Source organism: Microcystis sp. BLCC-F209, assembly GCF_041928595.1.
In the GTDB taxonomy this organism is placed as follows: Bacteria; Cyanobacteriota; Cyanobacteriia; order Cyanobacteriales; family Microcystaceae; genus Microcystis.
Genome location: NZ_JBHFLL010000047.1, coordinates 1 through 17,359, shown reverse-complemented (window position 1 = coordinate 17,359; position 17,359 = coordinate 1). Strand labels below are relative to the sequence as shown.

The window sequence follows — 17,359 nt, the reverse complement described above, 5'->3', positions numbered from 1 at the left end:
AATAGGCTTTTCGAGGGTAATTCTTGTTTTAATTCTCCATGTACGCAGTCTTTAAAAGCCTCTATTTCGTTCCAAGACACGATTAAGAGTGGCTTTTAGGCTAAGTATAATTACTTATCGCGTAAGTGAGATGCTCCCTATTATCTGTATCTCCTGTTCCTGCTATCAAACTATAGGTAAAGGTATTGCCAGTATCGGGGTCTGTGCTAGAAAATGTTCCAATTACTGTATTGGGGGCAACATTTTCATTTACTGTAGTGGCACTTAATGCTAAATCTGTGGGAGCTTGATTACCGGGAGTTTCATTGATGGATTCAGCTGGGGCCCCTGGATCAACAATTTGTCCGTTGGCGGTGAGGTCGTCGTCTCCCCTTTGACCATCGACAAAGTGAAGGATAATCTCATTTTGACCGTCGCTGTTGAGGTCTTGGAAGGTTGCACCTGTTTTGGAGATGGGGTCGTAGCTAAAATTATACCAGTGGGGGGTGGGATTGTCGGGGGTTGCGCCGTATTTCCAGTAGGCATTGGCGGTACTGCCTTCGGGTAGGTATAGGGTAACGGTGGTGGCACCGCCTTGGCTGATTTGGGGGATGTCAATGTCAAAGAATCCGACGGGGAAGTTGACGTTGGCTGGGGCGTTACTGGGAGAGGGGTTGACGATGGCTCGAATGTTGGTTAGGGGTTGATTTTTGGGGATGACAACGTTGACGTATTTATTGTTAGTGGTTTCGATGGAAATGATATTATCGGTGACGGAATCAATGATGGTGACAATCCCCTGATTATTGTCAAGAGTTGCATTGACGGGATTACTGAGTTTAATCGAAAAAGTTTCGTTTTCTTCATTGAGATCGTCATTGAGGATGGGAATGGTAATAGTAGCCGTTGAAGTATTAGCAGGAATGGTGAGAGTTCCAGTTTTGCTAGTGTAATCTACATTGGCGGTAGCACTAGAAGATACAGTAGTATAGTCAACACTAATTTGTTTGGAAATTGGTTTATCGACGGAGACGGAAAGGATTGCATTACTATCTTGACCTTCGATAACGGTGATATTATTGATGGAAAGCTTGGGTGTCAATATGGTGACAATTCCCTGATTATTGGTAAGAATTGCATTGACGGGATTACTGAGTTTAATCGCAAAAGTTTCGTCGTTTTCTTCATTGATATCATCATCAAGGATGGGAATGGTAATAGTAGCCGTTGAAGTATTAGCAGGAATGGTGAGAGTTCCAGTCTTGCTAATGTAATCTACATTGGCGGTAGCACTAACAGGTGCAGTAGCATAATCCACAGTAATTTGTTCTGGGTTGGGATTATTGACAGTAACGGTGAGGATTGCATTACTATCTTGACCTTCGATAACGGTGATATTATTGATGGAAAGCTTCGCATCTATAATTGTGACAATTCCCTGATTATTGGTAAGAATTGCATTGACGGGATTACTGAGTTTAATCGCAAAAGTTTCGTTTTCTTCATCGAGATCATCATTGAGGATAGGAATGGTAATAGTAGCAGTAGAAGTATTCGCCGGAATGATCAAAGTTCCGGTTGTGCTAGTGTAATCTAAATCGGCGGTCGCGCTAACAGGTGCAGTAGCATAATTGACAGTAATTTGTTCTGGACTTGGTTTGTCAACCGTGACTGTGAGGATGGCGGTATTATCTAAGCCTTCGACAACGGTGATATTATTGATCGAGAGCTTAGGCCTTTCTATTCTCACCTCAACCGTGCCTATCAAATCTTCTTCTTCGGCACGGAATTCGGGGGTTTCCTTCAAGAGACTATGCAACGAAGAGAAGGCATTTTCCTTATCAGAGCGTGAAGCACTCGGATTCAATATAGTTGAGGTGAGATGATCATATATTGACTTCAACCTGAAATCTAACAACAGATAGTCAAAGCTATCAATTACTATCTCAGCACTTACTTCGATAGATTCTGGAAGTTCATATAGAAATTGATCGCCATTAATAATAATTTTACCGGAGAGCGCAGAAACGGGATTTGGTATGATCCAAATATCTTGCTTTTCGTCATAATTATCATTTGCAAGAAAATCTTCTTTGTCAAATACAAAGATGCTTTGCTGACGAATGGTAAAATCATCATCTTGAGCAATTAAAGGGATATTAAATTCATCGGTAAAAGACCAAGGATTTAACCAGCGCTCTCCAGGCTTAGAGGGAAAAGCAGCTAAGCTTTGAAATACTGGTCCTTCAATTCCATCGTCACCAGGTGTGATACCAATTAAATCTAAATTAACAAATGGTTCTCCTTTATCTTGTTCTCCCCATTTTCCCGGAAATAATAACCATTGTTGAGCCTTTCCATCTTCAGTAGAAATTGCATCACCAATATAGCCATCGCCAACACGGGGAAGGTATATCACATTTGGGGCTTTCTTCTCGCCATTTCCTGAATGAGATTCTACGTTGCCAAATAAATCCAATGGATTAGGTGTAAACCAAGTTGTTTCACCTGATTTAGAGTAACTGGCATGACCTCCCAAACCAACGTAAACTTTTGGTCTTCCCGTCTGTTCATCAAAATCAAGATATTCCCAACGATACGTTGTTCCGCCATCACCCTCATTGGTAAAGGTAGAACCAAAAAATCCTGCGATTTCTACGTGCTGATTAAAAGCAACTCGATCAGGTACTCCATTTTTTAAGAAAACAGTTATACCTTCCCAATCACCATCATGGGTATTGGCTCCATCAAAATCCGCCCAATTACTTTTAGCAAAATGAAAGTAGTAGGAGATAGCAATTTCACCATTTTGCTCTAAAAGGGTTGCAAAAATAGTAGGCGAACTTTGCAATGAATCAGGGTTTAGATTTACAATCGTTTCCGCATCTCCCAATCTTACAGGCTTATCTTGATTGGGTTCTTGTCTTTGTAGCTTTTCATCCCAGTTATAACCATCGGGGTCAAGAGGAAGGTTATATTTTTCATCTTGCTCGAACAGCAAAATAGGAGCATATTGCGCGATGAGAGTTTGGCTTATATCTGGCTCAGGATGATCGGCAACAAATTTAGTTACTAATTTATCAATTTCTCTATTGCCTTTTTGTAAAGTAAAACTTATCTCTTCAACAATAGGCTCACTGGGAACCGCAAAACCATCAATTTGCAATTGATGTCGGCCTTGTGTCAGCTGGCCTAGATCAGCTTTACCTAGGTGACTGAGTGAAACGGTTTTTCCAACATCTCCATCAATAATCACTCTTGCATCTTCTTTAATGCCCCAATTAGTTTTTAGTGGAAAGAGACTCTCAGTATCTATTTCCAAGGTGTATCTACCCGTTTCTGGGATAGAGACATATAGGTTGACCACAATAGGATCATCATTCACCGTTGCCCACCAACGATCGATCCCGATACTGGGAATCGCTTCAGCCGTCATGACAGCATCACGCCCATCTTCCATCTCAACCCAAAAAGCAATATCACCGTTTATATTTATCGGATCATAGATTGCTACATCACTGATTCCATTTCCCTGCTCAATTATCAATGATGGCAAAAGAAGCTGATTTTCATCATTGGAAAAACCAAAATTAGTTGAATACAGGCCTTTGTTGTTTTGCTTATTAAAACCAATATAAGCAACAGTATGTCCGATATTTTGAGTATTAACTCCGACTGGTGAATCAGGATCAAAACCGCTGAAAATGCCTTCGTCTTCTCCTTGATCAAGCGTGCCATTCTTATTGTAGTCTTCCCAGATTTCGCCCTGATCTAAATAGCCATTACCCGAAATCCCAGCAATTCGTTCGATAGCCCCATCTTCAACACGATAAACAAAAATACCTTCTCCCGGAGTTGTTTGATATTTTTCTGCGCCATCTTCGCTCAAGTCTCCGTAAAAAGCTACAACCGTGCCATCATCACTAATGCGCGGGTTTTTTCCCAGACTCGAAAAATCAGATGCAATATCTTTTACGACATTTAAACTATCATCTAAAAGTTCTATCTTGTTTTGATAATAACGCACCACAGTTCCATTATCTGCCATCCAAAATCTCGGCGCTCCAGCAGCTGGATCATACTTTTGTTCAGTAAAGATGGTTGGGGCTCCCAGTGTGGTACTAGGAGTATCTAAAGCTGAATAATGTCCTGCTGAGGCCGTAGGATGCCAAGTACCCTCAAGAAAACTATTGAATACAGTATCACCATTATTGTTGAAACTCGGATTACTCAGTAGTCCGTAGTAGTCTGGCGAGTAGGTTCGCAGGATGGGGACAGATCCAAGGAATAGCAATCCGCCATACATACCAGTGAGACCAGATAATGCTAAAGAGAGGTCGTTTAGGAGCAGTAGAGGAACAAAACCCTGAGCCACGGGTGTAACAGTGTTGGTTTTATTGGCATCCCATTTCTCAATGAATGAGTAGGGTTTACTAATATATTCCGAAGCAATAAAAGAAGGTGCAATGAAGTTACCGAGATAATAAGCCATCAGCATAGCAGGTCCTTCTGCTAGTTCGATACGCCGAACTAATACCTCTCCATTATTATTAATCTGCACACCTCCCGCATACTCACGATTCGACAAACCAGCACTAATCGTTATGTCAGAAAACTTATCAAACATACGGGCGGGATTCCGGGCGGTTGTATTCAACAGAAAAGTTACAATGCTAGGGTCGGGAAGAAATCCATAATTCGGATTGGCAAAAGTGCTTTTGATCATATTCGGGGCTATGTCCTTGACACCAAAGCCGCTGTTTGCAACCAAGATAGTATCTTTTTTAATGGTTCTTCCTAACCATGTTTCAGTAAAACCACCCGCAGCACCATCACCAATAAATGCAATTTGACCTAAATCATTAATCGAAACTTCCGGTTTAATAAAGCCGATCGCTACTGGTGCCGGAACGGGAGGCTCTGTATTTTGCAGTTCAATAGTTCGGGTAGAGAAACCTTGAGAAATAATACTACTAGACGAATTAAATGAGTCGGTTTTTTCTAAAGCATCGTTCGTACCAAAACCACTAATTTGAGACTGAGTATTATCAACACTGGAGCCATCGTCAGGAAAGTCACCCGTTTGGGCAACAAAGCTATAGGAATAGTATGGATTCAGTGAAGTTAGATCTAAACTGGGTGGATTGTATGGCTCGATCGCGCCTCCCACAATCTTAAATAGAGAGGTGGCGCTATTATTAGCCCCATCAAATGCCTGAATGGCGATCGTGCGATCATTGCCGTTTGGTAGTTGAATGTCGCCACTAAAGCTAGTTCCGATAACGCTTAACTCACCCAAGCTCTGGCGATCTGTCCGATCTACCACATAAACCCGCAAACCAGTTTCCTCTAACTCCCCACTAATCGAAAGCACATTATCCGTTAGAGAAAACACCAGATTAGTCGGTTTTGTCGGCGCAACCGTATCCGTCGCCCAATTCACAACACGAGCATTCGTCCCTGCTCGGCCCCAGTCATCTTGAATGCCACTGCCCTCCACCGTTAAGCTGTAATTGCCATCCCCAGCTTGTAAACCCGTTAAGCCACTAAGGCGATAGCTCACATCCGTCAGCTTCGTAACAGTAACACTACTGTCAAGTTGAACCGTCACACCATTAGCAGTGAAAATCAGATCGTTAAAATCAAAGGAACTGGCATCGATCGCCTTGGAGAACTTCACATCGAGGCTAGAAACCTTAGTGCGGCGATAACTGCTGAGACCAGTAAGTGAGACAATTGATAGTGGCGTTGCATCTAACGTCCAAGTAAAGCCCTTGGCATCCACCCCTCGGTTGCCGTCGAGATCCACAACTCCCTTAGCATCCACTAGGAAGTTATAAACCCCACCCACATCGGTAATATCGGTTAAATTGCCAACCTCATAGGTTTTCTCGTCAATTTGGGTGACAGTAATCGTATTCTTGGTGAGATTGCCCTCCTCATTGCGGTTGATGAAAACATCTTCCCAAGTAAAAGTACCCGGCTCAATCGCTTCGGAAAACTTGACGGTAATGGTTTGGGTGATGGGCTTAGTAACCAGGTTTGAAGTAAAACCGCTCACAGATTCCACAAAGGGGCGATCGCCTGTAACCGACCAAAATTCCTTAACTACTCCTGTCCCAAAATTGCCCTCAAAATCCTGCACACCCGCCGCATTCACACTCAGTTCGTACCGCCCCACCTTCTGGCTAATCCCCTCGATATTGCCGATGGTGAAAGCGATGGGAATATCAGGATTCTGGACGGTAATGCTTAGACCGCTGCTATCAATGGGAACACCATCAAGGGTAACGGTAATATCGCTGAGATCGAAGGATTCTCGCTTAATCGGTTCGGTAAAGAGAAGTTGAATGCTGTCTTTTTCCTTCAACTCCTCTGGAATCGGGAATAACCAACTATTGGGCTGAACTGGATCCACATAGACCATATTTCGCACTTTCGGCGCTGTCTGATCCCCCGTCGCGTAGGTGACAGTGTAGGTTTGCTCTCCGGCTGTGGCGTTATAGTCTAACAGGTGTAGCCTAAATTCATAAATCGGCTTATCGTCATATTCTTGAACAGAAATGGGGTTATCTACGTTATTAACGTCCCAAATAATCTCCGTTCCCTCGAACTCCAAACTCGCGGGGAAGGTGCGATCGGTGCGCCAGTAATTGTTCAACGGCACTTCCGTCCCATCGGCGCGGGTAATACTCTTGACATTAAAGAAGCCTTGACCCGGATCGAGGAGATTGAGGTAAGTCCAGCCATTTTCTACCGTCGCCGTGACTTGGACTGTGCGATCGCTAAAACTGACCACCCCATCGGCACTGACATTAGTAGCAGTCTTAACCGGTGCAGTTCCTCCCTGAGAAAAATAAAGAGTATCGGGGGTAACATTGGGGTCAACGATGTCATTGACCAAAAAGTCGGGCAGATCATCCCCATCCGCCTGTACCTTCTGGATGAGTTCGTGGATTTTGACCTCTTTAATTAAGGATAATTCTGGCTTGCCTAAGCTGTTAACGTGCTCAAAAGTGGCATCATATTCGATGAATTTGCCCTGTAAGCTCGATTTCAGCAGCCAATCCCCAACGGCAGTCTCCCCCGCCTTAATATCGCCCAGATTAACCGTTAGGGATGGTTCCGCATCTTCCCCATTGATCTGAGAACCAATAATATTAAAGTCAATGAGTAAACCACTCTTATTCTCGATAATCTTGGGTTCAGAGGAGGTAATCCTGAGATTTTTTGCGTCTCCCTTGCCTTCATTCCGTACTAAAACCGCTAAGGAGAAGGGTATAGAAGGTTCCACCATATCCGTATAGGGATCGTCCCCATAGACATTACGGGATTGGAAATAGTCGAGGTAGAGTTCTGCTTGGGGGTAAACCGTGACAGGAGGAGAAATCAGGGGAACGGTGATGGTTTTGCCGTCTTCCATATAGGAAAGCGTTCCGCCAATGGCGTATTGCAGGGGAACTTCCGGTGCGGCGAGATTAGTGGGAATAAACGTCCACTCCGCAGTGCCGACCCCTTCATCTTGGGGAGTATTGGGGTCATCGGGAGTGAGGATACCTGTCCCATCTACCGCCGAAAGATTAATTAACGTCGGTTGGGTAATGCCAAAGAGATCGTTGACAATATTTCCCTGAGCATTCTCAATTTGCAGATTGACCTTAATATTTTGGAGGCTAAAATCGTTCCCATTGTCGATGGTAAGAGTGCCTACAAAGGCGGATCGCGTCATCAAAGCTTGCTGATTGATCTGGATTTTAACCGTTGCATCACTGTTAGGGATTCGTATGACAATTGGGATATCAGGCCCTTCTAGGTTTAGTGAGGGAAATTTAAACTCCGGCCAGTCTCCTTCTCCCCCATTGGGAACTTCAATGTTGAGATATTCAATAGCAGGCTCGAAAAGGGGGAAGAAAGTTCCAAAGAAGGGTACACCGAGTATGGGATAAGGAGTATCGATAATCGAGCAATTGCCGTCGGTACAGTCCGACACGCGGGTAATCCGCACGGGAATGGTTAGGGATTCTTTAGCTTCTAGGCGGTCAATAGTATCGATTAATGGTTTGAATTCATAGAATTCAGTGAGCGGAAACTTGCCCGTATCAGGGAATACGAGCATATAGGGCGTTTCAGAGGCAACTAACCCGTGATTGGTGAAAGTCAGATCAATTTGACTGATGTTCCCAATCTGTCGCAGGTACGCCATGTCAATCTGTTCGGGTTCGACGGTGATCACCGGCTGGGGAACATCCGCTTCAAAAACGCTAGTGAGGGTGATCTTATACTCATCCTCAATCTCGGTAGGAACGACTGTCCAGACATATCTCACCGCTTGGCGGGATAGGAAAGAGGTAATGGTTTCAATTTCTCCCGCATCCAGTTTGACATTCTGGCTAAAGGATTGGTGATTCTCGGCTTTAACGTCTAATTTGTAGTAGCCTTCGGGAAGGTCATCCCACGCCACCATTCCCGTTTGATCCGTGACTGTGCGGCGAATTTCAGCAGAAGTGAAGTAATCGCGCAGGATCACCGTTGCATTTGCCAATTTGGGCGAGCCTTCTGCATAGTAGGTAAACTCATTTTCCACATTCACCCGCAGACTAGCCACAGCATCAGAAACCGCTCGGAACTTGAAGGGCAAAGATAAATCGCCATCATTGCCATCTGCATCTAATAAGAGATTGCCTGTATATTCAACTAACTCTAAATTGGCATCAGGGGTTAATAATAGGCTGATTTTGGCGGATTCTCCGATGCCAAGGCTGGAGATAGTAGCAGGGGAAGCTAACTTTAACCAAGGGGCATTAGGTAATAAGACTTTAATATTATTGGCGATCGCTCCACCTGTATTAGTCACAGTAAACTCTACAGCGGTCTGATCTCCCCGTAACATCCCACTGGTGAGAGTATCCACAGAAGCCACCAGACGGGGGACAATACGCTCTAAATTGATAGTGACGGGTAAAACCGCTCTGACTCCCTCTGTGCTGGTGAGGCGGATATTAAAGTTATCTTGGGTGACGGTGGAATTATTGGGGGCGAGAATGGTATAGGTGAGGGTATTTTGCCCCGAACCCGCCAAATTAGAGGGAGTATTGACCTTTATCTGCCAATTACTGGGCGCACCTTCTACGATGTAGGTAATACCGTTAATGGGGATATCGCTCAGGTTTTGTAGAGTGACTTGTCCGGTAAATGTCTGATCTGCCAGAATTTTCTGAGAGATGCTCTTGTCAGTAAAGCGCATTCCCAACAATTTAAAGCTATCTTCTGGTGCAGCATCTTCTGTGGGGACACCGGGGAAATAAGCGTTAATTTCGTAGGTTCCCGCCTCGCCGGGTAAGGGTTTAAAGGTCTTGACAAAGTTGCCATTAATATCAGTTAATGCCGAAAGTTCCCGCACAAAACCGTTATTTTTGATGGCAATGGTGACAAACTCAAAGGGAATAGGAGAATTATCCTCATTGCTTAATGCTTCCCCACGCAACACAATTGACTGTTCTTCAATTCCTACTTCCACATCAGTAGCAACCACTCCCCGATAAGCAGCTTGAACCGTAATCGGTGTGACGACAAGGTTATTGGTTTCCCCGAATACCCCTTCATTGACCACATCAGTGGTATCAATTTCTGCAATTAGATAATAATTACCCGGTGTTGTCGGTGCAAAGAAAGGCAGATTACGTTGATAGAATTGCCCAGTTAAAATAGTCCCGTTAATACTGACATCAGCGAGTAACTTATCGTTCTTATCTAAATTAGGATCGCTGGACAAGTAAATGTGATCAACTAAAGGATCAGCCGTAGCGTCGGCGGTAAATAGCCCGTTATTGACAACTTTATAAGTAAAGAAAGACTGTTTACCTGTGTATAGCGTCTCACTATTACTAAACTCCGTAATCACTAAATCGGGCATCTTGAAGTCGGTAACGATGACATCATAAGTTACTGGATCATATCCCCCGGCGGTAGCTGTTAGAGTGACTTTTTGATCCCCATCTGGTATCCCATCATCAATGACATTAATATCAAAGTTTGCTGAAGCTTGCCCTGCTGGAATAACAACTTGAACGGGAACGGTAGCTTCGGTGGTGTTGCTAGAAGTCAGGGTGACAATTAAATCTTGATTAGTAACGACATTACGAGTAACTGTACCAATAGCGGCGTTATTCCCTAATTCTTCGTCAATGACTTTTTTATTGGTGGATAAAGTTAAAACCGGAGGTGTATTATCGTTGATAATAGTTAAAACTGCTGTGGTTTGGGTTCCTAATGTTGCCCCATTGGTCGGGTTATTTAGGGTTAAATTAATGGTTTCATTGGGTTCAAATACGCCATCATTGACAATGGGAATAGTGACAACTTTACTGGTTTCTCCATTGGCAAAATCAACCGTAACTGAGGTATTGATATAGTCATCAGGACGGGTAGCTGTTCCATCGGTTAGGCTAATGGTAGCACTGACTGAGCCATCACTTCCTCCGGTACGGTTAACGGTAACAGCTACTACGGGAGTGCCATCTTCATTAATACTATAGTTTGCCTGAGAGAAGGCTAATACACCCGGCACTGCATCGTTATCAATGATGTTTAATACTGCTGTTGTTTGGGTTCCTAATGTTGCGCCACCTGTAGGACTAGATAGAGTTAAGTTAACGGTTTCTGTAGGTTCATAAACGGTATCATTATTGATGGGAATGGTAACGGTTTTACTGGTTTCGCCATTAGCAAAGGTGACAGTTATGGGGGTATTAGTGTAATCGTCTCCTGCGATTGCGCTTCCATTGCTAGGGGTTAGAATAACGCTAACTTCCCCGTCACTTCCATTAGTACGATCCAGAGCAACTTGAGTGGCAGGTGTGCCATTTTCATTGATTGAGTAAGTAGCATTCCTGAACTGAATAATACCGTGAGACAATCCATCGCTAACAACAAATACACGAACCGACACATTATCTAAACCCCAACTTTCATCTCCTATACCTTGCAATCCAATTCCTGAAAAGTTTAAAATGATTGAATTGCTAACATTAGGAAAAGTATAAGATAAATGATAAACTGAATCTCCATAATAAGTGTAACCAAGAGTATCCATCTCGGTTGCTCCCGCTCCCGCCGGATAATCACCCGCATCTGTGCTTCCGGGGTAAGCTTGAGGATAGCCATCAATTTCTTGTTCTTGTATATTAGAAAAAGTGGTATTTAATAAGGTATTTCCACCAGCAATACTTAAGTTGAATTGATCAGGACCGTAAAAAGTATTATTCCCGTCCCAAGAATCCATAATAAATAAATCAAACTCTAAAGTTACGTTAGTATTGGCTAATCGTTGATCATTAAGTGTTAAACTAACTGTATCATTGGAAAACTGTCCCAGAAAATTCCTGGCTCCAGAGGGAGTCATTGAGCGGGTTGTATTTGACCATTCACTTCCTGCGTTAGTTTCAAAGTTATTCGAGTAAATCTCAAGGCCAGAGGAAACATCATTAATGATGGTTCCTGTAACTGTTGTGGTTGTCCCTACGGTATAACCTGTCCCCGCAGCAAGGGTTAAAATAACAGTTTCATCACTTTCTACTGTTGTATCAGCAGTGGGGTCAACAGTTACAGTCGCAGTGGATGAATTAGCCGCAAAGGTGACGCTGGTGGGAATAGAAGTGTAATCGGTTCCATTGGTTGCTGTCCCACCAACACTGTAATTGACCGTCAAAGCATTAGTGGTTACTCCTGTACGGGTGAAGGTATAAACCAGATTAGTTGTCCCGTCTTCGGTAACACTACTGGGAGAGACAGCAAGAGTGATACTAGGTAAATCATCATTGGTAATTGTCCCAGTAACTGCGGTGGTCGTACCTATCGTATAACCTGTCCCGGTCGCAAGAGTTAAAGCGACGGTTTCATCATTTTCCACTGTAGTGTCAGCAGTGGGGTCAACGGTTACGGTAGCAGTGGATGAACCAGCAGCAAAGGTGACGCTGGTGGGAAGAGAAGTGTAATCGATTCCATTGGTTGCTGTCCCACTGATACTGTAGTTAACTGTTAAAAGATTGGTGGTGGAACCTGTACGAGTGAAAGTGTAAATGAGATTAGCTGTCCCGTCTTCAGTTACACTTACTGGGGCTACTGCTAAGGTGATAGATGGTAGTAAAGAAATGACGGAAATGTTATCTAGTGCGGGGCCAAAAGCAGCATTTTCTGGCTCAATAGATAAACTATAAAATTCCAAGGTCGTTGTGGATGCAGTTGCCGTAAATACCCAGGTCTTATTTACCCAGCCCATATTATCATCACTAAACCCTGTAGTATCAAAGGAAAAAACTTCGGACTGGCCTGCGGCTGAAACTCCTAGTTGTCTGATGGGAGTTCCACTATAAGTATTGCCAGCCAAGGCAAAGGAGACAAGGTATTGTTGGCCTGCAATAGTGCTGAAAGTTTGAGCTATACCACCCACTCCAGGCGAACCATTGAGATCGAGAGAGCGATCGCCATCTGCATCTACCCAATAAGCTGTATAGTCAATTTGATCCCTCGTAACAGTCCATCCTGTGATTGCGGTAGAACCAGGGTTAAGTGGTAAATAACCACTAGGATCTGGGCCAATTTCAAAACTACCATTAGTGATTAGATTGACTTGAAAATTAGGATCGTAAATAGCATAAAGTCCCTGTCCATCATTGCTCTTAGCAATTAATACTCCTTGATTGTCATTAGCATTTAGATCAATAATTGTTTGACCATACTGTTGATATAATTGATCTATATTTGCAAGAATTGGATGAGATGAAGGGTTAATAGGAATATTGCCGTAAAACTCATTCCATTGATTTGCCAATGACAACCCAAAATTATTCAAGAAATCCTTCCAAGCATTAGCCTCACTCGTAATACTATCAAAACTTCCAGTAATTCCAGTTCCTGCCATTAGATAAACATTTCCTCCACTGTTTACATAATCAATTAATACCTGATTATCTACTGGGGATCCGCCAAGAAAAACTCCATCATATTGTTGTAATGTCTCTAACGTGAATGGCAAATTAGGTGCAACCTTCCATTGATGTCCTGCATCAGTTAAAGCTTTAGATAGTTGAAATCCTGTGAAACCAAGGTTATCGGAATAAGCAAGAAATGAGCCTTTCTTCCCATTAGCAAAATAATTAGCGATATTCTGAGCAAATAATAGTGAATCGTCGGGAGCATTACTAAATCCAGAATCACTTAATGTAAATTCATCATTAGCAACAATAATCTTGCCAGATTTAAGCAATTTATTCTGTTCAACTGTAATTACTTCCCCATTTAAATTAATTATCTTTGAATCATCCTCAGCTTTCAATACCTCCAAGGTTGCCACATCCAGACTATTTCCCTGCACCAACTCCGCAAAAATTGCCCCCTCATCTCCCGGCGCATCCGTACTATTCAACAATCCATCCACATAATGGCCATATTCCTCCAACAGTAAAGCCACAATTCCCCCTAAATTGCCCTGATTCTGACCCAGAAACTCGTAAGATAGGTAAATTCGGTTATTTGCTATTGCATAAGCCCCATTTGCCCCATTAAGGTGATTTCCTGAAACAATTTCAATAAGGGGAAAACCACTTAAATCGCCTGCTTGCCACTGGCTTTGTAATTCATCAGTATTAACTGCCGTGCCAAAGGCTACCTGTATTTTGTCGCCAAAGGCAGAATCATCAGCAAACTGTTGTAATTTGCCAGAAATTAACAGCGTTGCCTGTTGTAGCGCATAAACAATATCTGAATCGAGGGTTAACGCAGATTCTAGGGTTAAGTGATTTCCGAGGGTGTAAAGGGTGTTAGGCATGGGATGATGGGGATAAAAAAGAGAATTAAACAGGATTCAGCGATATTTTGGTGGCAAAATCGATAAATTTGCACAACAATATCCCAATGGACAACAAAGCCAATCGAGAGATTAGGAGAATAATTGGTTAGGGAATATCAAATTGATCTAAAAACTCACCCGCGAGTCTAGCCTAAGCTACCTAGCTATGTCAAGAAATTTTCAGTAACCTCACAGGAACTTTAAAAAAACTTAACCAATTATTGCTTCTATATCCTGGGTTATAACTGTTGGGATTATCTGGGATGCCACCGGTAAGGCGATGTTTATATTGTTAAGTTGTGTTAATAGCTTAATTTCTATGGTTTTCATAGTCTAAAAACAATGGTTATCCTCTTGTGTGAATAGGAGGAAAATCTAAGCTGGTATCTCCCATTCAGTCGCTCGTAACTAGATAAGAGAAACTGTAGCGATTAATAAGTGCCTAAGCAAAATTAATTACACATTTAAGCTGCTACTCTGTCACTAAACACAGAAAACGGGTTTCTTCAAGAAACCCGTTTTCTTGGGCGACAAACCAGAATTATTCAGGTTTGATTAACTGATTTAAGTAGTCCTGAAAATCTGAGATTGAGTCAAGAGTAATCGCTTGTCTGTGGAGATTTTTTAGAAGAGAAGTGTCTTTAACTTGGCTAATCTCATCAACCAGTTCAGAAGGCACATTCTCAAACCGAATCTCAAGGGCATCAATGACAGATTCTCGAGCTTTTTGAATCATCCCTTTTTCCATTCCCATTCTTTCAACACTGGTAATATAAGGCATTCGTTTTTCCTCCTCGTACTGATTTAATTCCTGTTGAAACTCTTGTTCTAATTCAGCGGGCAAGCTCATCAGCCAATCGATAAACTTAAAGAGGTTGATAATATCCTCTCGTTGATAACCCTGTTCGTACAACCGTTTAGTTAATGCTAATTTCGCTTCTTTGCGCTTTTTTCGGTTTTGCCGAGTTTCTAAAGCTTGGAGATGCGCCATCACGACTGTAGCAAAAGGATTGCGGTTGGCTGCTAAGTGAGCTTGAGGAAAAAAGAAGGAAACAAAGTCTTCAAAGTAGATTTCTAAGACATCTTTCCAAGGAGTATCAAAATCAGTATTTGGGTTAGTCATTTCAGTTATCAGTTATCAGTTATCAGTTATCAGTTATCAGTTATCAGTTATCTTGAAGCACCGAAGCAATTTTTGTGATATACTGACGCAGAAAAAGGGTTTCTTTGAGAAACCCTTTTTCTCAATTTTAGCGGGTGATGTTAACAATTCTTGCGCTTGCACTTGCTGGCTAATCCTAGGGTTAATAATAGTCCGAAAAGAGTATCAGGTTCGGGAACTTTGGCTATATTAGTAAGCTTGATATTATCAACTAATAAAGCTGAATTGATAGTGTTATCTCCTCCCCCTGTCTTATCCACATCAACTACCCCAAACCCTAAAATATAATTTCCAGTCACCGATATTGGTATCGTGTAGGTTTGATAACCTGTTTCTTTCTTTAAATGGGAAAAAGAGGGATTAACTGGAAAAATAGATTGAATATCCGCCAAAGAATATAAGGTATTATTAAGGGTAAAAAAAGCGAAATCGCTGTAATCTACATTAGTCACATCTTCATCGGTCAGAAAATTCCAAGAAAAGCTGAAAACATCGCCAGCATTAGCAGTAATAGTCTGTTTGATGGCCGAGCCTTCAATCACCCCTAGATTGCTTAACTCATTAACGGATAAGCCGAGAAATGATTCCAAATCATTAGCATTAGTCAAAGATTGACTGTCATCACAAGCACCGGTAAAAAAACAAGTTTGTAACACTGCTTGATAACTTCCGTTAACTGGTGTAACGCCAAAACTTGAAGTTTCAAGGCTCGTTTGTCCACTGGTATTCCAGTCAGAAAAATTACCAGTTTCAAAACTTCCATTGACAACAGCGGCGGGGGAAGTTTCTGTCGTCGCCACTAACAAACCAGCAACAGTAATTAAGGTTAAAGTTGGGAGTTTAAACATAAACAAACTTGCTCTTCGATGGTATGGGTGTAGATTGTCAATTTGAGAGGGGATTCTCCTGCGTCTATTTTCTGACTTAACTTTGGATGAGAGAATCATTTTCTTCTAGATTGGGTATGCCATTAAGCGTGGCAAAAAGTCCGCCATTACCTAATCCTGCTGTGGCACCATTTTGGTTGTAGAACAGATTACCTGTGGCTAAATTGTAAACGATTTTAGCATTACTAGAACCAACTAAGGCTAGTTCGTTGGCGGCATCGTTAATAGTAGCAAATTCGGCGGCTTGTAAGCTATTGCCAATGGTACTGATAAGAGCATTGAATGAGGTTTTACTCAGGATAATTTTGTCACTTCCTTTAGTAAAGTCACTGATGCTATCAACTCCGAAATCACTGGTATTAAAGATAGCACCACTGCCAAAGAGGAATGAGTCGCTGCCATCGCCGCCAACAAGAACATCATTTCCTTTTCCACCAATCAGGGTGTCGTTACCGGCGCTACCGATAAGGGTGTCGTTGCCATCTAATCCCTTGAGTAGGTTATTGCCACTGTTACCGGTGATGAGATTATCTAGGTTGTTACCTGTGCCGTCGATGTTGGCGTTACCTGTTAGGGTGATATTTTCGATGTTGACGGTGAGAGTGTAATTTACAGAGGATTTGATGGTGTCTTGTCCTTGGCCAGCATTTTCAATGGCTACGTCGCGGCTGCTATCGACAATGTAGGTGTCGTCACCGGGACCGCCTGCGAGTCGGTCATTTCCTGTGCCACCATCGAGAATATCGTTGCCTTCACCGCCGTTGACGCTATCGTTACCAGCACCAGCATTGATGTGGTCGTCGCCGCTAGTACCGTTGACGGTTTCACTGCTACTGCTACCGTTGATGGCGTTGAGGACGTTGAGGCTAAAGCTATCGTTGGCTTTTTCTCCGGCGGGGTCGCTGGCGATTACTATCAGGTTATAGGTGCCGGAGGCAGTATCGGAGGGGGTGCCACTGAAGGTACGGGTAGCGCTATCAAAGGTGATGCCACTGGGGAGGACTGTTACTATTGCTAGGTTGTAGGTGAGATTATCGCCGTCAATGTCTGTGAAGGTGTTGGCGGGAATGGTGAAGCTGAAGGGTTGATTTTCGGTGGCGGTTTGATTGGCTATTTCCTGTTGTAATGTGGGTGCATCATTGACGGGGTTAACTGTTATGGTGAAGCTATTGTCAACAGTTTTACCGTTAGATGTTCCCCGAATTGTAATATTAGCTATCCCAGATTGATTGTCTTGATAGTCAAGGGTTAACTGATTGTCAACGATGGTAGCGGTGACTAATCCTGTATTGTCATTGACGAATACTGATTTAACAATTGAAGTCGGGTCATTATCAACGTCACTGAAGATATTAGTTAAATCAAGGACGGTATTAGCTGCATCTTCGTTAACATTGACATCAGTAATGGGATTGAGGACAGTTGGTGCATCATCTACTGGGTTAACTGTGACTAGGAAAGTATTGTCAACAGTTTTACCGTTAG

The 17,359-nt window shown here is 42.8% G+C and carries 4 protein-coding genes; all 4 read right to left on the bottom strand.

The window, feature by feature from the left end:
• Positions 1 to 100: 100 nt before the first annotated feature.
• Positions 101 to 13,804 carry a choice-of-anchor C family protein gene (locus tag ACE1AQ_RS03335; RefSeq protein ID WP_110545268.1) on the bottom strand — a complete coding sequence of 4,568 codons (13,704 nt, stop codon included), beginning with the start codon at positions 13,802 to 13,804 and terminating at the stop codon, positions 101 to 103.
• Between the two features lie 562 nt (positions 13,805 to 14,366).
• Complete coding sequence (locus ACE1AQ_RS03330; RefSeq protein ID WP_008196297.1) at positions 14,367 to 14,948, bottom strand: hypothetical protein; 582 nt, start codon at positions 14,946 to 14,948, stop codon at positions 14,367 to 14,369.
• Between the two features lie 140 nt (positions 14,949 to 15,088).
• Positions 15,089 to 15,835: a PEP-CTERM sorting domain-containing protein gene (locus ACE1AQ_RS03325; RefSeq protein WP_110545269.1), complete on the bottom strand. Its 747-nt coding sequence runs from the start codon at positions 15,833 to 15,835 to the stop codon at positions 15,089 to 15,091.
• 76 nt (positions 15,836 to 15,911) lie between these two features.
• The coding region (locus tag ACE1AQ_RS03320; protein ID WP_374807855.1) for a putative Ig domain-containing protein at positions 15,912 to 17,359 on the bottom strand (1,448 nt) is incomplete at its 5' end.

What these genes read in the sequence shown, in the direction of transcription:
- ACE1AQ_RS03335 (WP_110545268.1), bottom strand. Translation starts at nt 13,804, where the DNA reads ATGCCTAACACCCTTTACACCCTCGGAAATCACTTAACCCTAGAATCT.
- ACE1AQ_RS03330 (WP_008196297.1), bottom strand. Translation starts at nt 14,948, where the DNA reads ATGACTAACCCAAATACTGATTTTGATACTCCTTGGAAAGATGTCTTA.
- ACE1AQ_RS03325 (WP_110545269.1), bottom strand. Translation starts at nt 15,835, where the DNA reads ATGTTTAAACTCCCAACTTTAACCTTAATTACTGTTGCTGGTTTGTTA.